This is a genomic window from Pseudomonas vanderleydeniana, from assembly GCF_014268755.2.
Lineage (GTDB): Bacteria > Pseudomonadota > Gammaproteobacteria > Pseudomonadales > Pseudomonadaceae > Aquipseudomonas > Aquipseudomonas vanderleydeniana.
The window spans coordinates 4,965,996-4,987,373 of record NZ_CP077093.1; the positions used below are offsets into that span (position 1 = coordinate 4,965,996).

At 64.2% G+C, this 21,378-nt stretch carries 19 protein-coding genes and 1 pseudogene; 12 read left to right on the plus strand and 8 right to left on the minus strand.

The features are described 5' to 3' along the window. Window positions 1-18: 18 nt before the first annotated feature. The 3 genes from uvrC to HU752_RS22285 form a co-directional block, all read right to left on the minus strand. Window positions 19-1,842: an excinuclease ABC subunit UvrC gene (uvrC, locus tag HU752_RS22275; protein WP_186675277.1), complete on the minus strand. Its 1,824-nt coding sequence runs from the start codon at window positions 1,840-1,842 to the stop codon at window positions 19-21. A gap of 2 nt (window positions 1,843-1,844) precedes the next feature. Next, the gene (gene gacA / locus HU752_RS22280; RefSeq protein ID WP_186675276.1) at window positions 1,845-2,483 is read right to left on the minus strand and encodes a response regulator transcription factor GacA; all 639 of its coding nucleotides are present in this window, start codon (window positions 2,481-2,483) and stop codon (window positions 1,845-1,847) included. 142 nt (window positions 2,484-2,625) lie between these two features. Beyond that, window positions 2,626-2,991 carry a helix-turn-helix domain-containing protein gene (locus tag HU752_RS22285; protein WP_186675275.1) on the minus strand — a complete coding sequence of 122 codons (366 nt, stop codon included), beginning with the start codon at window positions 2,989-2,991 and terminating at the stop codon, window positions 2,626-2,628. An 80-nt stretch (window positions 2,992-3,071) separates the two neighbouring features. On the opposite strand from HU752_RS22285, the gene HU752_RS22290 reads away from it, so the two are divergent. Then, window positions 3,072-3,293: a DNA-binding protein gene (locus tag HU752_RS22290; RefSeq protein ID WP_186675273.1), complete on the plus strand. Its 222-nt coding sequence runs from the start codon at window positions 3,072-3,074 to the stop codon at window positions 3,291-3,293. Window positions 3,294-3,359: 66 nt separating this feature from the next. Here HU752_RS22290 and HU752_RS22295 read toward each other — a convergent pair whose 3' ends face one another. After that, window positions 3,360-3,818: a GNAT family N-acetyltransferase gene (locus HU752_RS22295; RefSeq protein WP_186675271.1), complete on the minus strand. Its 459-nt coding sequence runs from the start codon at window positions 3,816-3,818 to the stop codon at window positions 3,360-3,362. Beyond that, window positions 3,815-4,573, minus strand: a complete 759-nt coding sequence (locus tag HU752_RS22300) for a carbon-nitrogen hydrolase family protein (protein WP_186675269.1) — start codon at window positions 4,571-4,573, stop codon at window positions 3,815-3,817. The genes HU752_RS22295 and HU752_RS22300 overlap by 4 nt, the downstream gene beginning before the upstream one ends. A 442-nt stretch (window positions 4,574-5,015) precedes the next feature. On the opposite strand from HU752_RS22300, the gene HU752_RS22305 reads away from it, so the two are divergent. From HU752_RS22305 to HU752_RS22355, 11 genes and pseudogenes are all read left to right on the plus strand, one after another. After that, window positions 5,016-5,168 (plus strand): hypothetical protein, encoded by a 153-nt coding sequence (locus tag HU752_RS22305; protein WP_186675267.1) that lies wholly within the window; start codon window positions 5,016-5,018, stop codon window positions 5,166-5,168. 45 nt (window positions 5,169-5,213) lie between these two features. Then, window positions 5,214-6,305 carry a 3-deoxy-7-phosphoheptulonate synthase gene (locus HU752_RS22310; protein WP_186675266.1) on the plus strand — a complete coding sequence of 364 codons (1,092 nt, stop codon included), beginning with the start codon at window positions 5,214-5,216 and terminating at the stop codon, window positions 6,303-6,305. A 214-nt stretch (window positions 6,306-6,519) separates the two neighbouring features. Further along, window positions 6,520-6,807, plus strand: a pseudogene (locus tag HU752_RS22315) (peptidylprolyl isomerase); the annotation flags it as partial. 207 nt (window positions 6,808-7,014) lie between these two features. Continuing rightward, the gene (locus HU752_RS22320) at window positions 7,015-8,877 is read left to right on the plus strand and encodes an extracellular solute-binding protein (RefSeq protein ID WP_186675262.1); all 1,863 of its coding nucleotides are present in this window, start codon (window positions 7,015-7,017) and stop codon (window positions 8,875-8,877) included. Then, window positions 8,877-9,941, plus strand: coding sequence for a microcin C ABC transporter permease YejB (locus HU752_RS22325; RefSeq protein ID WP_186675260.1), 1,065 nt, complete (start codon window positions 8,877-8,879; stop codon window positions 9,939-9,941). Before HU752_RS22320 ends, HU752_RS22325 begins: the two co-directional genes overlap by 1 nt. Beyond that, on the plus strand, window positions 9,941-10,963 hold the full coding sequence (locus tag HU752_RS22330; protein ID WP_186675258.1) for an ABC transporter permease: 1,023 nt from the start codon (window positions 9,941-9,943) through the stop codon (window positions 10,961-10,963). Before HU752_RS22325 ends, HU752_RS22330 begins: the two co-directional genes overlap by 1 nt. A 14-nt stretch (window positions 10,964-10,977) precedes the next feature. Further along, complete coding sequence (locus tag HU752_RS22335; protein WP_186675256.1) at window positions 10,978-12,573, plus strand: ABC transporter ATP-binding protein; 1,596 nt, start codon at window positions 10,978-10,980, stop codon at window positions 12,571-12,573. A gap of 11 nt (window positions 12,574-12,584) precedes the next feature. Continuing rightward, a complete protein-coding gene (locus HU752_RS22340; protein ID WP_186675254.1) occupies window positions 12,585-14,000 on the plus strand; it encodes a sigma-54 interaction domain-containing protein in 1,416 nt (471 codons plus the stop codon). 372 nt (window positions 14,001-14,372) lie between these two features. Then, window positions 14,373-15,764, plus strand: a complete 1,392-nt coding sequence (locus HU752_RS22345; RefSeq protein WP_186675252.1) for a GntP family permease — start codon at window positions 14,373-14,375, stop codon at window positions 15,762-15,764. Window positions 15,765-15,774: 10 nt separating this feature from the next. Further along, a complete protein-coding gene (hbdH, locus tag HU752_RS22350) occupies window positions 15,775-16,545 on the plus strand; it encodes a 3-hydroxybutyrate dehydrogenase (protein ID WP_186675250.1) in 771 nt (256 codons plus the stop codon). A 163-nt stretch (window positions 16,546-16,708) separates the two neighbouring features. Next, entirely contained in the window at window positions 16,709-18,664 is a 1,956-nt protein-coding gene (locus HU752_RS22355) for an acetoacetate--CoA ligase (RefSeq protein WP_186675248.1), read from the plus strand. A 21-nt stretch (window positions 18,665-18,685) separates the two neighbouring features. Here the strand turns inward: HU752_RS22355 and HU752_RS22360 are convergent, their stop codons facing one another. The 3 genes from HU752_RS22360 to HU752_RS22370 form a co-directional block, all read right to left on the minus strand. Next, complete coding sequence (locus HU752_RS22360) at window positions 18,686-19,969, minus strand: hypothetical protein (protein ID WP_186675246.1); 1,284 nt, start codon at window positions 19,967-19,969, stop codon at window positions 18,686-18,688. A 166-nt stretch (window positions 19,970-20,135) separates the two neighbouring features. After that, window positions 20,136-20,615, minus strand: a complete 480-nt coding sequence (locus HU752_RS22365) for an Lrp/AsnC family transcriptional regulator (protein ID WP_186675245.1) — start codon at window positions 20,613-20,615, stop codon at window positions 20,136-20,138. Between the two features lie 104 nt (window positions 20,616-20,719). Continuing rightward, complete coding sequence (locus tag HU752_RS22370) at window positions 20,720-21,376, minus strand: hypothetical protein (RefSeq protein WP_225920057.1); 657 nt, start codon at window positions 21,374-21,376, stop codon at window positions 20,720-20,722. Window positions 21,377-21,378 lie beyond the last annotated feature (2 nt).

The window sequence follows — 21,378 nt, forward strand, 5'->3', positions numbered from 1 at the left end:
ACGAAGTGAAAGGGCATTCTACTCGCTGTGCAGACTGGCATAAATCAACTCTGCGAGCTTTTTGCTGATCCCCGGCGCCTTGGCGATCTCATCGATGCTGGCCCGGGACAGTTCCTGCAATCCACCGAAGTGCTTCAACAGCTCACGCCGACGTTTCGGCCCGACACCAGCCACCCCTTCCAGGGTCGAGGTGCGACGGGTCTTGCCACGGCGCGCCCGGTGACCGGTAATGGCGAAACGGTGGGCCTCGTCGCGGATCTGCTGGATCAGGTGCAGAGCCGGTGAATCGCCCTTGAGGGTGAACTCGTGGGCGGCATCGTTGAGGTACAGGGTTTCGAAACCGGCCTTGCGCGTCGCGCCCTTGGCCACGCCGAGCAGGATCAGGTCCGGTACCGCCAGTTCGTTGAGCACATCACGGGCCATGGACAACTGCCCCTTGCCACCGTCCACCAGAAGGATATCCGGCAACTTGCCCTCGCCTTCCTTCAACCGGCTGAAACGGCGGGTCAGCGCCTGGTGCATCGCGGCATAATCGTCACCGGCCGTGACACCCTCGATATTATAGCGGCGGTAGTCGGACTTGATCGGTCCCTCAGGTCCGAACACCACGCAGGACGCCACGGTCGACTCGCCGCTGGAGTGACTGATGTCGTAGCACTCCAGACGCTGCGGCGGCTCGTCCAGGTCGAGCACTTCGGCCAGGGCGTCGAAACGCGCCGCCACGTGCTGGCGGTTGGCCAGGCGAGCGCTCAGGGCCTGCTCGGCGTTGGTCACCGCCAGTTGTTGCCAGCGTGCCCGGGTACCCCGCACCCGGTGGCTGATGCTCAGTTCGCGGCCGCGCAATTCATGGATGGCGGCCACCAGGGTCGGGAAGTCGTCGTGAACCACGTTGACGATCAGTTCGCTCGGCAGGTCGCGCTCCGGACTGCTGATGAAGTACTGGCCGAGAAACGCCGCCATGACCTCGGAAACGTCTTCGTCGATGCCGACCTGCGGGAAGAAGTTCTTGCTGCCCAGCACCCGCCCGCCGCGCACGCTGATCAGGTGCACGCAGGCGCCGCCCGGGTTGACGAACGCGGCAATGACATCGACGTCGCCGTTGCCGCCTTCCATGCTCTGCTGGTCCTGCACGCGGCGCAGCAGCGCGATCTGGTCACGCAGCTCGGCCGCCCGCTCGAAATCGAGGGTACTGGCCGCCTGCTCCATGCCGGCGTTGAGCTCATCGCTCAGCGCATTGCTGCGGCCCTCGAGGAACATCACCGAGTGGCGCACATCCTCGGCGTACTCCTGGGGCTCGACCAGGCCGACGCAAGGTGCCTTGCAGCGCTTGATCTGATACTGCAGGCACGGTCGGGTGCGGTTCTTGTAGTAGCTGTCCTCGCACTGGCGCACGTGGAAGGCCTTCTGCAACAGCGCCAGGCTCTCGCGAATCGCACCCGCACTCGGATAAGGCCCGAAATACTTGCCCTTGAGCTTCTTCGCCCCGCGGTGAATGCTCAGGCGCGGATAGTCACCGTCCGAAAGAAAGACATAGGGGTAGGACTTGTCGTCGCGCAGCAGGATGTTGTACGGCGGCCGCCATTCCTTGATCAGCGTCTGTTCCAGCAGCAACGCCTCGGTTTCGTTGGCGGTGATGGTGGTTTCGACCTGGGCGATGCGCGCCACCAGGGCGGCGGTTTTCGGCGCGAGGCCGGTCTTGCGGAAATAGCTGGCGAGGCGATTCTTCAGGTTCTTGGCCTTGCCCACGTACAACAGGCGCGCATCGCTGTCGAACATGCGATACACACCGGGGCGGCCACTGCAGGTAGAAAGAAAAGCGCTTGAATCGAACGGATCAGTCATTGTCAGCCGGCATCGACCATGCCATGGCGCACCGCCAGGAGCGTCAGCTCGACATCACTGCTGACGGACAGCTTCTCGAAGATCCGGTAACGGTAGGTGTTGACGGTTTTCGGCGACAGGCACAGCTTGTCGGAAATGATCTGGACCTTCTGGCAACCGACGATCATCAGGGCGATCTGGATTTCCCGCTCGGACAAGGCGTCGAACGGTGATTCGCTGGCCGGCTGGAACGACTTGAGCGCCATCTGCTGGGCAATCTGCGGGCTGATGTAGCGCTGCCCGGCAAACACCAGGCGAATCGCCTGGACCATTTCCGCCAGCCCCGCGCCCTTGGTCAGGTAACCCGAGGCCCCGGCCTGCATCAGGCGCGTCGGGAACGGGTCTTCCTCGCACACGGTGACTGCCACGACCTTGATATCAGGGTGGCTACGCAGCAGCTTGCGCGTTGCTTCAAGGCCGCCGATACCCGGCATCTTGACGTCCATCAGCACGACATCCGGCTTGAGCTCCCGCGTTTTCAGCAGGGCCTCTTCTCCCGACTCCGCCTGGCCCACAACCTGCAGGCCATCGATGTCGGCAAGCATCCGGGTGATGCCTGTACGCACAAGATCATGGTCATCGACAACTAGCACCCTAATCAAGCAGACACCTCGCGAATTATGGTCTTATCAGATTATTGACCACCTTAGCAAAAAACCGGCGGCCAGACCTAGCTGCAAGCGTCACATAAGAGTGTCATAGCGCTATTTGCGCCAGGGAGAGCGAGGGGGTGGCAACCGCGTCTCAGCGGTCTTGCGGGCCCCTGCGCCCCTTGGGGCCGTAGGAGGCGATCGCCTCGGCCAGTGTCGTCGTCAACTGGCTGATCGCTTCCTGGTCGGCCTTGCGCAGGGTGCGGTAGCTGCCCAGCACCTTCACTTCATTGGAGCTGAGGTTGTCGACCAGCATCGGCGTGCGATTGCCGGTCAGGACATACAACACATCAACGCCGCGCTCGGCAACGCGCGACAGATAGTCGGCCTTCGGCGCGCGATCGCCGCTCTCATACTTGCCCTGGGCGTTGGCTTCAACGCCACCGATTTCGCCAAATGCCTTCTGCGACAGTCCAAGTCGCTCCCGCTCTTGTCGTAACCGGGAACCAATTCCACTCATTTGGATGTAACATCCCAAGTTAAGCACCCCTAACGGGGGCAAATTCAACAAAATTAAACAAATTTGAACGGTTTTGAACTATGCCCGGTATTCGCACCGCTGCACAAGCCAAGGCTTGGCTGGAACATCAAGGAAAATCGGTTCAGGAGTTTGCACGCGAGCATGGCGTCGACCCGGCAACCACCTATCAAGTGCTCGCCGGGCGAAAAAAGGGACGCCGCGGGGAAGCCCACAAGGTGGCGGTCCTGCTGGGCATGAAGGACGGCATCATCCCCGGCGACGACAATCGGAACGAGGAGTGAACCCACGCGTTTGAGTGCAGTATGCGCCTCGAAATAACGAGGGGTAAGCTCAATCCGAAAATACCGTCAGCCGATTCCGTTGTTCGATTTCAAAGCCCCGGCACTCATGCGAAAGAAGCACTCGTCCTCCCCCACGACCTCCAGCCCCATGCGCTCGTAAAGTCGCCTGGCGGGATTGCTCTTGAAGACGGTCAAACGCACTTCCGGTCGCCCTTCCCTGAAGGCGATGTCGCGCGCCTGGACGATCAGCCAACTGCCCAGCCCCTGCCCACGCCCCGCCTCGACCAATTGCAACTCGCGGATGTACAGCGCCCTGGCGTCCCGGCTGAAACTGACGAAACCCAATGCCTGCGAGCCATCACAGAGCAAGGCGTTCTGCCGCCCCGCCCAGGCGATGTCAAAAGCCTCTTCCTGCCAGAGCAGGTCGTACTCGCAGTAGTAGGCCATCATGTTCCTGCGCGTCAGCGTCCGGGCGAACGCCAGGTCCGCCTCGGTCGCCGGGCGAAAGCGCCAGTCCCGCGTCACAACCCCTCCACCGCCACCACTTCACCGTGCCAGGTGCCGGCACGACGTCGGCCGATCACCAACACATCGCCCACCCCGGCCGCTGCCGCGATCAATTGCCCACCCGCCGCCCAGATCGCACTGCGCCCGGCCGACACCCAGCCTCCCGTGGCGCCGCCATGGTTGGCCATCAGCACCAGCATGTCGTGCTCCCGGGCATAGCCCTGCAGCAGGGCCGTATCCGGGGCGTAGCCGTTCTCGCTGATCAACACGCCCGCTGCATAAAGGTTAGCGCCAGATCGCGCGGCCTGGAGGGCATGACTGGCGTGGGAAAAGTCAGCACACACCGACAGAGCGACAGTGTCCGCGCCGAAGGTCAAGGCAGCCCCGCCCTTGCCCGGGGTAAACACCCGTTCTTCGCCTGCATGCAGATGCTGCTTGCTGTAGAGCTGTCGGGAGCCGTCGGCATGGAAAGTCAGCGCGCCGATCAGCAGCGGGCCATCGACAGACAGGCGAACCGGCATCCCGACCACGGTCACCAGCCGCAGCTCGCGCGCCAGGTCGGCCAGCGGTTGCAACACCTCGGCCTCCGGCGCGATTGCCAGCGCCGAAGCCAGGCCGGGCTCATAACCGGTCAACGACAGCTCGGGAAACACCAGCAGCTCCACGCCCTGCCCGGCCGCCTGCCGCATGAAGTGCAGGTGCCGCTGGATGTTGCCTTCCAGATCGCCGGCGAGGGAAAAGGACTGGGCTGCGGCAATGGTCAGGGCGGTCATGGGCATGCCTGATTATCGAGTCGGAAATGTCCGATGAGTTTGTCATAAAACGTTTAATTTGTTTAAGCCATAGCGGCTACGCGGCAAGGACCATAGAAATTTCTGATTGAACAGGCCGCCATGCCTCTAGTAAGCTCGGGCACATTCCATCGGAGAAGCACCATGCAAACCCTTCATTCCATGCCTTGCCAGACTGCCAGCGCCCTGCGCTCGCCAGCGGCTGCCTGGGTGAAAACCGCGGGTGCATCCGCAGGCTTTTATTTTGGGTATTGGTTTAGCCACTGGCGCGCCTAATACCCAACCGGCGCCCACTACTCAAGGGGTCGCCTACCAGAGAATCAACAACCCCCGGTCGGCCTCCCGACCGGGGGTTTTGTTTTTTCAGGGCTCCCGTTTTTACACAAAACGTTTCAACAGACATTTCGAATCGAGGAATACCGACATGAACTACGCCACCTATTACCGCTACGAACTCACCACCGCCTGGCGATTTAGCAACCTCCGCTCGGGACAGCACGCCGCCTCCGAACGGTCACTCACAGGTGGCAAGCAAACACTCGCAGCCCATCCGGCTGATTGTCGAACACCGCAATAGGGCCGCGCGCGGGAAGACCCGCCGCCTGCCCAGGGAACTCCGAACATGAATTCGTCTCTCTCTGCCTTGCCACTGTCCACCCTGTCGTCCGCCAACGAGCCGCTGACCCAGCGCCTGCCGACGGCCCTGCAACTCAAGCAGCACCTGCCCCTCAATACGACGCTCAGCGACCAGGTCGCCAAGCACCGCGAAGCGGTACGCGCCATTCTCGACGGCAAAGACTCGCGCCTGCTGATGATCGTCGGCCCCTGCTCGATCCACGACCCGCAATCGGCCCTCGAATACGCCGGCCACCTGGCGAGCCTGGCGAACGAGGTCAGCGACCAGATGCTGCTGGTCATGCGTGCCTATGTGGAAAAACCGCGCACCACGGTCGGCTGGAAAGGCCTGGCCTACGATCCGCACCTGGACGGCAGCGACGACATGGCCGGTGGCCTGGCGCTGTCGCGCGAGCTGATGCGCGAAATGCTGCGCATGGGCCTGCCGATCGCTACCGAACTGCTGCAGCCGATGGCGGCCAGCTACTTCGACGACCTGCTGAGCTGGGTCGCGATCGGCGCACGGACCACCGAGTCGCAGATCCACCGGGAAATGGCCAGTGGCCTGCCAATGCCCGTGGGCTTCAAGAACGGTACCGACGGCGGTGTCGGCATCGCCAGCGATGCCATGCGCTCGGCGGCGCACCCGCACCGGCATTTCGGTATCGACAGCCAGGGGCATCCGGCGATCATCCAGACCGCCGGCAACCCGGACACCCACCTGGTGCTCCGTGGCGGCCATCGTGGCCCGAACTACGATGCCCGTAGCATCGCGCTGGCCCGGGCAGGACTGGAGAAGCAAGGCATTGCGAGCCGGATGATGGTCGATTGCAGCCATGCCAACAGCGGCAAGGACCCACTGCGCCAGCCGGCAGCGTTCGCCGAGGTGCTGGAGCAGCGCCTGCAGGGTGACCGCTCGCTGATCGGCATGATGCTGGAGAGTCACCTATTCGAGGGTTGCCAGCCGCTGGGCCCGTCGCTCAAGTACGGCGTGTCGATCACCGATGGCTGCCTGGGCTGGGAGGCGACCGAGCAGTTGCTGCGCGGTGCGGCACAGCGGTTGCGGGAGCGGGCCCCCTGCGAGGCGGTGAGCGCCTGACAGGCCGTGTTCGCGGACAAGTCGGAATGCCGCACCACCCGCTCCTACAGAGAATGGCGTCGTATACGGAACAGGCGTACGACACCCTCCTGTAGCAGCCGGGCTTGCCCGCGAACGCCTTCCCCACCCTATCTGACACACCACCATCGAGGAACTTTGCCGGGAAAAAGCCGCCTGAATCCGGTAGGCTCAACATTTTACCCCAAAGGAGTACCTCACCATGGCCCGAGCCACTGCCCGCCACATCCTGGTTGCCACTGAAGCCAAGTGCAACGAACTCAAGGCCCAGATCGAAGGCGGCGCCGACTTCGCCGAAATCGCCAAGGCCAACTCCACCTGCCCTTCCAGCCGTGACGGCGGCAACCTGGGTTCCTTCGGCCCAGGCCAGATGGTCAAGGAATTCGACACCGTGGTCTTCAGCGCCCCGGTCAACACCGTGCAAGGCCCGGTGAAAACCCAGTTCGGCTACCACCTGCTGGAAGTCACCAGCCGCCAGGACTGATCGACAGCCCTTGTAGCAGCCTGTTCCTGTGGCGAGGGGGCTTGTCCCGCTGGGTCGCAAGGCGACCCTGAAACCGGATACTCGGTACATCTGAGGCACCGAGCAAACCGGCTTTACGACTGCTTCGCAGCCGAGCGCGGGCAAGCCCGCTCGCCACAGCGCTTCGCTTGCCACAAGCCAACTTTCACACCGTCCTCAAGGCTGACGATGCGACTGGTTCTTTCCCTGACATTCAGCACCCTGGCCCTGTTCGCCAGCGCCGCCCACGCCGCTCCCGCGCAACATGCCCTGACGGTCTACGGCGAGCCGCCCAAGTACCCGGCCAGCTTCGACCACTTCGACTACGCCAACCCCGACGCCCCCAAGGGCGGCACCCTCAAGCGCTCGGCCATCGAGATCGGCCAGTTCGACCATGTGCTGCCTTATATAGACAAGGGCATCGGCGTCTCGCAGATCGACGGTTACATCTACTCGCCGCTGGCGGTGCGCTCACTCGACGAGCCCTACACCGTCTACGGCCTGGTCGCACAGAAGATGCAGCGCTCCGATGACGGGCTTTCGCTGCGCTTCTTCCTCAACCCCAAGGCGCGCTTCGCCGACAACACGCCGATCACCGCCGAGGACGTGCGCTACACCTTCAACCTGCTGATGACCCAGGGCAGCCTGAGCTACCGCATGCAGTTCGAAGGCATCAAGGACGTGGTGATCGAATCCCCCACCCAGGTCCGCTTCGACTTCAAGAACACCGAGAACCGCTCGCTGCCGCTGGATATCGCCACCCTGCCGGTGCTGCCGGAACACTGGTGGAAAACCCGCGACTTCGCCGACGGCGGTGGCTACGAGGCCCCGCTGGGCAGCGGCCCGTACCGGGTGAGCAAGGTCGACTCCGGCCGCAGCATCACCTTCGTCCGCAATTCCGACTGGTGGGGCAAGGACCTGCCGGTGAGCCGCGGCCTGTACAACTTCGACCGTTTCAGCATCGAATACTTCGGCGACACCGACGTCGCCCGCCAGGTGCTGCGCGGCGGCGCCTACGACTACAACCGCGAGTTCTCGGCCACCGCCTACTCGATCGGCTACGACAGCCCGGCGCTGAGCGACGGCCGCCTGCAGAAGGCCCACCTGGCACCGGAATCACCACAGCCGTCCCAGGGCTACGTGTTCAACCTGCAGAAGCCGATGTTCCAGGACCGTCGGGTGCGCCAGGCCCTGGCCATGCTCTGGGACTTCGAGTGGAGCAACCGGCAGATGATGCGCAACATGTACCTGCGCCAGCAGAGCTTCTTCTCCAACACGCCGCTGGCCGCCCGCGAGCTGCCGGACAAGGACGAACTGGCGATCCTCGAACCGCTGCGCGGACAGATTCCCGACGAGGTTTTCACCCAGGTCTTCGAAGCACCGAAGACCGACGCCAGCGGCAACCTGCGCGACAAGCAGTTGCAGGCCCTGGCCCTGCTGGAACAGGCTGGCTGGAAGCCCAGGGGCGACCAGTTGGTCAACGCCCAGGGCGAGCCGCTGAGCTTCACCTTCCTCAATGCCCAGAACGGCATGGAACGCCTGCTGCTGCCGTACAAGCGCAACCTGGCGCAGATCGGCATTCGCATGGACATTCGCCGCATCGACCCGTCGCAGTACGTCAACCGCCTCAAGGACCGCGACTACGACATGATCGTCAGCGGCTACCCGGTGACCACCTCGCCGGGCATCGAGCTGTACAACTTCTTCGGTTCCAAGGCGGCCACCGACCCGGGCTCGAACAACTTCATGGCCCTGCAGAACCCCGCCGTGGACAGCCTGATCAACGGCCTGGTCAAGGCCGATACCCAGAAGCAGATGCTCAGCTACGCGCATGCCCTGGACCGGGTGCTGCAGTGGAACTACTACTGGATTCCCAACTACTACCCGCCAGGCATCTCCACGGTGTGGTGGAACCGCTTCGGCATTCCGCAGATACAGGCCAGCAATGACGCGGCGGTCGAAACCTGGTGGGAAGTCAGCCCGACCCCGCTGACCAACGAACAGATGACCGCCGAACTGATCAGGCGCGGCCATGACGGAGGGAAACGCTGATGCCCGCCTATATCCTGCGGCGCCTGCTGCTGATCATCCCGACGCTGCTGATCATCCTGCTGGTCAACTTCGTGATCGTCCAGGCGGCCCCCGGTGGCCCGGTGGAACAGGCCATCGCCCGCCTGCAGGGCCTGGGCGGCGGTGGCGCGATCGGGGGGAGTGGCGGTGACGTGCTGCACGGCGCATCGCGCGCCAGTCGCGGCCTCGATCCCAAGCTGATCGCCGACATCGAACGCCAGTACGGTTTCGACAAGCCGGCGCCGGAGCGCTTCTGGCTGATGCTCAAGAGCTACGCCCGCCTCGACTTCGGCAAGAGTTTCTTCCGGGGCGCGCAGGTCACCGACCTGATCCTGGAGAAGATGCCGGTGACCATTTCCCTCGGCCTGTGGGCCACGCTGATCACCTACCTGGTGTCGATCCCGCTCGGCATCCGCAAGGCGGTCCGCCATGGCAGCCGCTTCGATATCTGGAGCAGTACGGCGATCATCCTTGGCTACGCCATGCCGGCGTTCCTGTTCGCCATGCTGCTGATCGTGCTGTTCGCCGGCGGTACCTCGCTGAACTGGTTCCCGGTGCGCGGCCTGGTCTCGGACAACTTCGACCAGCTCTCGACGCTGGGCAAGGTCGCCGACTACTTCTGGCACCTGGTACTGCCGGTGACCTCGCTGGTGATCGGCGGCTTCGCCACGCTGACGATCCTGACCAAGAACTCGTTCCTCAACGAAATCACCCGCCAGTACGTGGTTACCGCGCGGGCCAAGGGCCTGAGCGAACGCCGGGTGCTCTACGGCCATGTGTTTCGCAACGCCATGCTGCTGGTGGTGTCGGGCATTCCCCAGGCCTTCATCAGTGTGTTCTTCGCCGGCTCCCTGCTGATCGAAGTGATCTTCTCCCTCGACGGGCTCGGCCGCATGAGCTACGAAGCGGCGGTGTCGCGGGACTACCCGGTGGTGTTCGGCTCGCTGTTCATCTTCACCCTGTTCGGCCTGCTGATCAAACTGATCGGCGATCTCTGCTACACCCTGGTCGACCCGCGTATCGACTTCGCCGCGAGGAACGCCTGATGCTGCGACTTTCCCCCGTGAGCCGCCGCCGGCTCGACCGGTTCAAGGCCAATCGCCGTGGCTGGTGGTCGTTGTGGCTGTTCGCCGCGCTGTTCGTCCTGAGCCTGGGCGGCGAACTGATCGCCAACGACAAGCCGCTGGTGCTCAACTATCAGGGCTCGTTGTATTTCCCGGTGTTCAAGCGCTACACCGAGCAGGAGTTCGGCGGCCAACTGCCGTTCCAGGCCGACTACCGCAGTGACTATGTACGCCAGCTGATCACCCGCGATGGCGGCTGGATGCTGTTCCCGCCGATCCCGTTCAGCGCCGATACGCCCAACTACGATCTGAACAAGCCGGCCCCCAGCCCACCCACCACGGTGAACTGGCTCGGCACCGACGACCAGGCCCGCGACGTGCTGGCGCGGGTGATCTTCGGTGCCCGGGTGTCGATCCTGTTCGCGCTGGCGCTGACCGCCATCAGCGCGCTGATCGGCATCGCCGCCGGCGCCCTGCAGGGCTACTACGGCGGCTGGGTCGACCTGCTCGGCCAACGGTTGCTGGAGGTCTGGTCCGGGCTGCCGGTGCTGTACCTGCTGATCATCCTGTCGGGCTTCGTCGAGCCGAACTTCTGGTGGCTGCTGGGAATCATGGCGCTGTTCTCCTGGCTGGCGCTGGTCGACGTGGTGCGCGCCGAGTTCCTCCGTGGGCGCAACCTGGAATACGTCAAGGCCGCGCGGGCGCTGGGGCTGAACGACCGCAAGATCATCCTGCGGCACATCCTGCCCAACGCCATGAACGCGACCCTGAGCTATTTGCCGTTCATTCTCACCGGCGCCATCTCGACCCTCACCGCCCTGGACTTCCTCGGCTTCGGCATGCCCGCCGGCAGCGCCTCGCTGGGCGAACTGATCGGCCAGGGCAAACAGAACCTGCAAGCCCCGTGGCTCGGATTCACCGCCTTCTTCACCCTGGCGCTGATCCTTTCGCTGCTGGTCTTTATCGGCGAGGCGTTGCGTGATGCCTTCGACCCCCGCTCATGAACCAGGCCCGCGTGATGACTGACAACCTGATTGAAATCCGCCACCTGACCGTGGCCTTTGGCGGCCAGCCCGTGGTCCGCGACCTGTGCCTGGATATCCGCGCCGGCGAGTGCCTGGCATTGGTCGGCGAGTCCGGCTCGGGCAAGTCGGTCACCGCCCATTCGATCCTGCAGCTATTGCCGCAGACCGGCTGCCACGCCAGCGGCAGCGTGCGTTATCGCGGCCAGGAACTGCTCGGTGCCGACAACCGTACCCTGCGCCAGATCCGCGGCGACCGCATCGCGATGATCTTCCAGGAACCGATGACCTCGCTGAACCCGCTGCACACGGTACAAAAGCAGATCGGCGAAACCCTCATGCTGCACAAGGGCCTGGGTGGCAAGGCGGCCCAGGCGCGGATTCTCGAACTGCTGGAACTGGTGGGTATCCAGAAGCCCCGCGAACGACTCAAGGCCTACCCGCATCAACTTTCCGGCGGCCAGCGCCAGCGGGTGATGATCGCCATGGCCTTGGCCTGCGAGCCGGAGCTGCTGATCGCCGACGAGCCGACCACCGCCCTCGACGTCACCGTGCAACGCAAGATCCTGCTGCTGCTCAAGTCGCTGCAACAACGCCTGGGCATGTCGCTGCTGCTGATCAGCCACGACCTCAACCTGGTGCGCAGCATCGCCCAAAGGGTCTGTGTGATGAAGGCTGGGGAGAGCGTCGAGCAGGCCGATTGCGAAACCCTGTTCAACCAGCCGCAGCATCCCTACAGCCGCCTGTTGCTGGATGCCGAGCCGGCCGGGGAAGCACTGGCCCTGGATGAAAACGAAAGCGTGCTGCAGGTCGACGACCTGCGCGTGCGCTTCCAGATCGGTGGCGGCTTGTTGCGGCGCAAGCAGTACCTGCAGGCGGTGGACGGCATCAGCCTCTGCGTGCAGCGCGGCAAGACCCTGGGCATCGTCGGCGAGTCCGGCTCCGGCAAGTCGACCCTCGGCCAGGCGATCCTGCGACTGCTCGACTCCCAGGGCAGCATCCGCTTCCAGGGCCAGGCCCTGGATGGCCTGAACCAGAAACAACTGCGGCCATGGCGCAAGCAGATGCAGGTGGTGTTCCAGGACCCGTTCGGCAGCCTCAGCCCGCGCATGTCGGTGGCCCAGATCATCAGCGAGGGAATCGAGGTGCACTGTCCCGGCACCGCCGCCGAACACGAGGCCCAGGTCATCCGTGCACTGGAAGAGGTAGGCCTCGACCCGCAAAGCCGCCACCGTTACCCCCATGAGTTTTCCGGTGGCCAGCGCCAGCGGATCGCCATCGCCCGGGCCCTGGTGCTCAAGCCGGCGCTGATCCTGCTCGACGAACCGACCTCGGCCCTCGACCGCACGGTGCAGAAGCAGGTGGTGGCACTGCTGCGTGACCTGCAGGCCAAGCACGGCCTGACCTACCTGTTCATCAGTCATGACCTGTCGGTAGTACGCGCCCTTGCCCACGACCTGATCGTGGTCAAGGACGGCCAGGTGGTCGAACAGGGCAGCACCTGCGCGGTGTTCGACGACCCGCAGCACCCGTACACCCGGGAACTGCTGGCCGCGACCTTGACCCACACGTCCACCCTGACCAGCCCGTGAGCCAGACACCGATGAACGACCGTGAAAGCCTCAAGGACTACCAGCGGGTCCGCCTGCTGGCGATTCGCTCGCTGTTCGAGAACATCGAGCAGTCCAGCGAGGGTACGGTGATCGTCGACCGCGATGCGCGGATCGTCTGGATGAACGAACGTTATGCCAAGCGTTTTGGCCTCTCCAGCGCCGAGCAGGCCATCGGCCAACCCTGCGAGAGCGTGATCCCCGGCAGCCTGCTGCGCGAGGTGGTGCGCACCGGTCGGCCGATCCTGCTGGACCTGCAGGACATGCCCAAGGAACCGCTGGTGGTGATGCGTCTGCCGGTGCACGACGACGCCGGTGCCGTGATCGGCGCCATCGGCTTTGCCCTGTTTGGCGAGCTGCACAGCCTGTCGCCGCTGCTCAAGCGCTACCAGAGCATGCAGCAGGAACTGGCGTCGACCCGCTCGCTGTTGCGGGCACGGCAGACCAAGTACAACTTCGCCCATTTCATCGGCACCAGTACAGCGAGCCTGGAGGTCAAGCGCCGTGCCCGCCGCAGCGCCAGCACCGACTCGCCGGTGTTGCTGCTGGGCGAGACCGGCACCGGCAAGGAACTGCTGGCCCACGCCATCCACAGTGCCTCGCCGCGGGCACACAAGGCGTTCGTCAGCATCAACAGCGCGGCGATTCCGGAAACCCTGCTGGAGGCGGAATTCTTCGGCACGGCTCCGGGCGCCTTCACCGGTGCCGACCGCAAGGGCCGCCCCGGCAAGTTGCAGATCGCCCAGGGCGGCACGCTGTTTCTCGACGAGATCGGTGACATGCCGCTGCCCCTGCAGAGCAAGCTGCTGCGGGTGTTGCAGGAAAAGGAATTCGAGCCGGTCGGTTCCAACGAGGTCCTGCGCAGCGATGTGCGGGTGATCGCCGCGACCTCGACCGACCTGGAGGCGGCGATCAAGCGGGGCGAGTTCCGCGCCGACCTGTATTACCGCCTCAATGTCCTGCCGATCAACGTGCCGCCGTTGCGCGAACGCCTGGAGGATCTGCCCGCGCTGAGCGAGGTGATCCTCGAGGAACTCGATAGCCACCATGAACTGGCCGTCGAGGCGCTGGAACTGCTTGGGCAGCATGCCTGGCCGGGCAATATCCGCGAGCTGCGCAACGTGCTGGAGCGGGCGGCGCTGTTGGGCGATACGCAGGTACTGGGCGCTGCCGACATCCGTGGGGCGATTGGTACTTTCAGCCCGCTGGAGCGGGTGTCGGCACCCGTCATGGCAGCGCCTGGGAACGAAACTTTCAGCGCCGCCCGCGAACGCTTCGAACGGCAGTTGATCGAAACCACCCTGGCGCAATGCGGGGGCAAGGTCGTCGAAGCCGCCCGGCAACTGGGGCTGGGGCGCTCAACGCTGTACAAGAAAATGGTCGCGCTGGGCATCAGCGAGTCTCAATAAAGAGACAATCATCCCAACAAAGAGACAGCCTCTGAACGGGGCCTTCCGCGCCCCCTCTTGTGGTGAGCGGGTTTGCCCGCGCTGGGGTGCGAAGCGCCCCCAAAACCAGCAATTGCGCTGTGTCTGAGGTTATTGTGCGGCCGGCTTACGGCTGCTATGCAGCCGAGCGCGGGCAAGCCCGCTCACCACAAAAAGCAGATTTGCGCCGAACTTCCCTCTGCAAATGTCTCAAAATAGAGAAAAATTTCTGAAAATTTTCATCACCCCATGAAATCTTCATATTTTTCAATAAGTTAGATATATGGCACGAAACTCGCTATTCCCACCGGAGATTCAGACCTAACCTACAAAAATAACAATTGGAGACACACCATGAGTGTGATCATCGCCCTCGCAGCCCTGGCGCTGCTGATGCTTGCCGCCTACCGTGGCTACAGCGTCATCCTGTTTGCCCCCATCGCCGCCCTCGGCGCAGTCCTGCTCACCGACCCTGCCGCCGTCGCCCCCGCCTTCACCGGGGTGTTCATGGACAAGATGGTCGGTTTCATCAAGCTCTACTTCCCGGTATTCCTGCTCGGCGCGGTGTTCGGCAAGCTGATCGAGCTGTCGGGGTTCTCCCGTTCCATCGTCGCCGCCGCCATCCGCCTGCTCGGCACCCGCCAGGCGATGCTGGTGATCGTACTGGTCTGCGCGCTGCTGACCTACGGCGGCGTCTCGCTGTTCGTGGTGGTGTTCGCGGTGTACCCGTTCGCCGCCGAGATGTTCCGCCAGAGCAACATCCCCAAGCGCCTGATCCCGGCGACCATTGCCCTTGGCGCCTTCTCCTTCACCATGGACGCCCTGCCCGGCACGCCGCAGATCCAGAACATCATCCCCAGCACCTTCTTCAACACCACCGCCTGGGCCGCCCCCTGGCTGGGGCTGATCGGCACGGTGTTCGTGTTCTGCGCCGGCATGCTGTTCCTGCAACGCCAACGCAACAAGGCCCAGCTCGCCGGCGAAGGCTACGGCACGCAGTTGCGCAACGAGCCGGAAACCGCCGAAGACATCCGCCTGCCCAATCCGTGGATCGCCCTCTCGCCGCTGCTGCTGGTGGGGATCATGAACCTGCTGTTCACCCGCTGGATTCCCGTCTGGTACGGCAAGACCCACACCCTCGCCCTGCCCGGCATGGCGGCGCCGGTCCAGACCGAAGTGGCCAAGCTCACCGCGATCTGGGCGGTCCAGGCAGCCTTGCTGGTCGGTATCGTGATGGTGTTGCTGTTTGGCTTCCGGGCGATTCGCAGCAAGCTCGCCGAGGGCAGCAAGAGCGCCGTGGCTGGCGCCCTTCTGGCGGCGATGAACACCGCCTCGGAATACGGTTTCGGCGCAGTGATCGCCTCGTTGCCGGGCTTCCTGGTACTGGCTGACGGACTCAAGAGCATTCCCAATCCGCTGGTCAACGAAGCCATTACCGTGACCCTGCTGGCCGGCATCACCGGCTCCGCCTCGGGCGGCATGAGCATCGCCCTGGCGGCCATGGCCGACAGCTTCGTCGCCGCCGCCCATGCGGCCAACATCCCGCTGGAAGTGCTGCACCGGGTCGCCGCCATGGCCAGCGGTGGCATGGACACCCTGCCGCACAACGGCGCGGTGATCACCCTGCTGGCCGTCACCGGGCTGACCCACCGCGAAGCCTACAAGGATATTTTCTGCATCACGCTGATCAAGACCCTGGCGGTCTTCGTGGTCATCGCCACGTTCTACGCCACCGGCATCGTCTGAGGAATCGAACATGAGTCTCAAAGGAAAAACCGCACTGGTCACCGGCTCTACCAGCGGCATCGGCCTGGGCATCGCCCTGGGCCTGGCCAGGGCCGGCGCCGACCTGATCCTCAACGGCTTCGGCGACGCCAGCGCGGTGCTCGCCGAGGTCCGCCAGTTCGGCGGCAAGGTCGGTCATCACCCGGCCGATGTCAGCGATCCGGCACAGATCGCCGAGATGTTCGCCTACGCCGAGCGCGAGTTCGGCGGTGTCGATATCCTGGTCAACAACGCCGGCATCCAGCATGTCGCGCCGGTAGAGGAGTTCCCGGTGGAGCGCTGGGACTCGATCATCGCGATCAACCTGTCCTCGGTGTTCCACAGCACCCGCCTGGCTCTGCCGGGCATGCGCGCCAAGGGCTGGGGGCGGATCGTCAACATCGCCTCGGTGCATGGCCTGGTCGGCTCCGTGGGCAAGGCCGCCTACGTCGCGGCCAAGCATGGGGTGATCGGCCTGACCAAGGTGGTCGGCCTGGAGACCGCCACCGGCAACGTCACCTGCAACGCCATCTGCCCGGGTTGGGTGCTGACGCCGCTGGTGCAGAAACAGATCGATGACCGCGCCGCAGGAGGCGTCGATCCGCAGCAGGCACAACATGACCTGCTGGCGGAGAAACAGCCGTCGCTGGAGTTCGTCACGCCGCCGCAGCTGGGAGAGCTGGTACTGTTCCTCTGCAGCGAGGCCGGCAGCCAGGTGCGGGGGGCGGCGTGGAATATCGACGGTGGGTGGCTGGCGCAATAGTCGAGACCCTGGCGATCCCGTTCGCGGATAAACCGGGGCGCCGGACCGCCTGCTCCCACAGTTTGCGTCGATCACAAGATTTGTGTTCAGCACGGCACCGTGGGAGCCGGATTCATCCGCGAACGGGCCTGTAAGAACAACACAAAACAAGAAAGGGAACCCCATGTCAGAAGTCCTGTGGCGCCCCAGCGCAGAACGCATCGAAAAGACCCGCATCGAAGCCTTCCGGCGCTTCGTCAATCACCGTCACGACCTGCAGATCGCCGACTACCCGGCCCTGCACCAGTTCAGCATCGAGCGCCGCGAGGACTTCTGGCAGGCCATCGTCGATTTCTTCGAGGTCGCGTTCCACCACCCGGCCAGCAGCGTGCTGGTCGAAGCCCCACAGATGCCCAGCGCCCGCTGGTTCCCCGAGGCGACGCTGAACTTCGCCGAACACCTGCTGCGCCGCCGTGACGACCAGCTCGCGGTGGTCGCGGTCAGCGAGGACGGACACCGGGAAACCCTCACCCACGCTGAACTGGCCGCCCATGTCGCCGGCCTGCAACAGCGCCTGCGTGACGCAGGTGTCGGCGTCGGTGACCGAGTCGCGGCCTGTATGCCGAACACCTGGCAAACCCTGGTGGGCATGCTCGCCACCACCAGCCTGGGAGCGACCTGGTCCTGCTGCTCGCCGGACTTCGGTACCCAGGGCGTGATCGATCGTTTCGGCCAGATCGAACCCAAGGTACTGATCGCCTGTGCCGGCTACCGCTATGCCGGCAAGGCGCTGGACCAGGGCACCAAGCTCAACGAGATCCTCGATCACCTACCCTCGCTGCAGCAACTGCTGGTGGTGCCCTACGCCCATCCCCAGGCCCGTGCCGAGGATTTCCGGACCCAGGCCAGGGTCAGCCTGTGGCAGGACTTCTACCAGCCCGGTGGCGAACCGTATTTCGTCCCGGTGCCCTTTGCCCAGCCGCTGTACATCCTCTATTCCAGCGGGACCACCGGCGTCCCCAAGTGCATCATCCACAGCACCGGCGGTGTCCTGCTGCAGCACCTCAAGGAACATGGCCTGCACGTCGACCTCGGGCCCGATGACTGCCTGTTCTACTACACCACTTGCGGCTGGATGATGTGGAACTGGCTGGTCTCGGCCCTGGCGGTCGGCGCCACGGTGGTGCTGTATGACGGCTCGCCGTTTCATCCCGGCCCGCAACGCCTGCTCGACCTGATCGACAGCGAGGGCATCAGTGTCTTCGGCACCAGCCCGAAGTACCTGGCCGCCCTGGAGCAGGCCGGGCTCAGCCCACGACAGACGCACCGGCTGGACCGCCTCAAGACCCTCCTGTGCACCGGCTCGCCGCTGTCACCGCACAGCTATGACTATGTGTACCGGGAGATCAAGGCCGAGTTGTGCCTGTCGTCGATGTCCGGCGGTACCGATATCGTCTCGTGCTTCGTCAGCGGCAACCCGGTGCTGCCGGTCATCCGTGGCCAGATGCAGTGCAAGAGCCTGGGCATGGCCGTCGAGGTCTGGGACGAAAACGGGCAGCCGCTGCACGGTGAAAAGGGTGAACTGGTCTGCACCCGGCACTTTCCGGCAATGCCGGTCGGGCTGTGGAACGACCCACGACAGGAGAAGCTCAAGGCCTCCTATTTCAGTCTGTTCCCCGGCGTCTGGGCCCAGGGTGACTACGCCGAGGAACTGGCGGGCGGCGGCCTGATGATCCACGGCCGCTCCGACGCCGTGCTCAACCCCGGCGGCGTGCGTATCGGCACGGCGGAGATCTATCGGCAGGTGGAAAAGGTCGAGGCGGTGGTGGAAAGCCTCGCCATCGGCCAGCAATGGCAGAACGATGTGCGGGTGGTGCTGTTCGTGCGGTTGCAGGAGGGTCTGGCGCTCGATGAGGCGCTACAGCAGCAGATCCGCCAGGTGATCCGCGACAACACCACGCCCCGCCATGTCCCGGCGAAGATCGTCGCGGTGACGGACATCCCGCGAACCCTGAGCGGCAAGATCGTCGAACTGGCGGTGCGCAACGTGGTACACGGGCTACCGGTGAAAAACACCGACGCCCTGGCCAACCCCGAGGCGCTGGAGCAGTTCCGCGACCGCCCGGAATTGCGCGATTGATGCAGCGCAACGCGCGCAGGGTCAACCCAGGTAGCGCAGCACCACCGCCTGGGAACCGCCCATCAACGAGTGGCCGGCCAGCAGGATGCGACCGTCACCCTGCACCGCCAGCGCGGTGACGGAGTCATGGCTCTTGCCCAATCGGGTGCGCACATAGCCGTTGCCCGAGGCAAAGTCGGGATCGAGCTGGCCATTCGGCAGATAGCGCGCGAGCAGCAGGTCCGAAGCGAACCCGGCGACCGTCGAGCCGGCGGCGAGAATCGCACCATCGCGTTGCACCGCGACCGCCGTCCAGCGGCAGGCCGGCGCATCGATATCCAGCAACACCGCTGCCCCCCGGTTGAAACGCCGGTCGATACTGCCGCTGGCGGTAAAACCCTGCAACGCACTGCCCAGTGGCTCGAAACGATTGCCGACGCAAAACAGTTGGCCCTGGGCGCCACGTACCAGGCGGGTGACCGTGGAACTGGCCTCGGCAAAGCGCACGGACAGGTAGCCCTCATGACCGAAGGCCGGGTCCAGCCGGCCATCCGGCAGGTAGCGGACCACCAGGCCGACGGGTGGGAAATCGATCGAACCGCCGACCAGAATCTTGCCATCGGGCTGCAGCAGGATGCAGCTGAGCCAGGTGTTCATCAGCAACCGCCGCACCATAACGAAGCCCAGACCGTTGAAACTGTGATCAAGGCCGCCATCCGGCAGCAGGCGCACCAGCAGGCCGACATGGTCGGTAGCGGAATAACCGTGATTGAGGGTCAGCAGGATCCGGCCGTCCGGCTGCACGGCACCGAAGCAGCTCTCGAAGCCCGCCAGTCCCGGCGGCAGCCAGCTGTCACGGGGGCCCTCGGACAAGTCACCGGGCAAGCGCAGCAATTGCACGCCCCGGCTGCCAAAGCGCCGATCGGGACGACCATCGGCGAAGAACCGTGCCACGGCCGGCAGGGTGCGCCGGTCATCCGGATAATGCAGGCCAAAGACCAGGATCCGTCCGTCGCAGAGCCGGCGCAGACTGAGGCCGGTCGACTCGCCATCGGCATCGAACCGACTCACCAGGCTGCCGCGGTCACCGAACGAGGCATCCATCGAGCCGTCGGCATTGAGCCGCGCCAGGCCGAAATGCACGCCCCCGGACATCTCCACCCGGGCAACCACGAGGATCTTGCCATCGGGGCAGAACAGCACGTCATTGGCCTGACTCGACAAGCTGCCGGGAAAGGCCACCCGCGCCTTGCCCAGGCCGGCAAATCCGGGATCGGGCTCGCCTGCCGGGTTGACCCGGCGGCCGCGCAACGCTTGCAGCATCATCAGGGGATTCCTCCGTGAAAGAGACGTCGCCTGCGGCTGTGGCAGCCGTTGCGATCTGCCCGCTATTCAATCCATCGGGGTTTCCCCACACAACTGTCAGAAATGACAGGTTTTGCAGCCTTGCGAGCCATTACAGTGACCCTGCGCGCCATTGTTCGCGGCGCGGTCACTCCATGGCGGTCTTGACCATCGCCAGCTCGGGGTGGCTGACCAGCTTGTCGATATGCAACTCCTCGTCGTTGAGCCAGGTCTCGGTCAGCACCCGATAGTGCTCCATGTCGCGGCAACGCATGCGCAGGCTGTAGTCGAAGGCTCCGCTGAGCAGGTGGCACTCCAGAACCTGGGGGCAGGCGCGGATCTTGGCCTCGAAAGCCTTCTGCGCCGCGCGCCCACTCTGGCCGGACAGCGCCACCAACACCAGCAGCGACAAGCCGGGCGACAGCTTGTTCTCATCGAGGATGGCGCCGTAGCCGCGGATCACCCCCAACTGCTCCAGCTTGCGCACCCGTTCCAGGCAGGGCCTGGGCGTCAGGTGCACACGCTCGGAAAGCTTCTGGTAGGTGATGCGTCCATCGTGGCGCAACACCTCGATAATTGCCTGGTCGATACGGTCCAGCACGATCGACAGGTCACGAATTTCTGCCATGGATGGCATGCCTCACTTCAAACGACCAGAAAGAAACAGGCGCTATTGTACGACCTTCCTTGGCCGATGCCTGAATCACTTTCCGCCTTGCCGGCCGGCAAGTTCTACGGGGCGTGCCTGATCAGGTCAGGACGGCTATCCACCAGCATCGCCTCGATGACATTGCCCTGGATCGAACAGGTCAGCATGCCCTTGCTGTTCGGGCTGTTCTTGACCAGATCCTCGGAGGCCGGCTCGATCAGGAATACCCGCTCGGCCGTGTCGATCACCAGCTTGCCCGAGTTGCTCTGCGGGTCTTCCGGCTGCCAGGCACGCTGACTGTGCGACCAGATCTCGGCACGCGCGTACATGCCGCCGGCATCGGTCGCCCCGGTACGCTGGTGTTTCTCGAGCACCTCGAACACTTCCTTGGGCGCCTGCTCGGTGTAGAACCCCCAACTGATCAGGCGCGAGCCCAGCATGTCCATGTCTTCGGCATAAAAACCGGTCAGGCTGACGCCGTCGAGCGTGACCGGTTTGTCGAACATCCAGCGCCGTCCCAGCTCACTCTTCGTCCCCCCCACGGGTCGGGTGAAACCGTTTTCGCTTTTGGTCGGGATCAGGCCGTTGAACAGCGGCTGTTCGATGACGGCGAGAGAGTGCTGGTCGCAGGCAATGTAGTCATTCAACGAGGTGCCGGCAGAAGCCGCTGGCCCCGAAAACAGCACAGCGGCGCCAAGCAGTGAGGAGAGGATTTTTGCAGGGGATTTGCGTGGGAGCATTT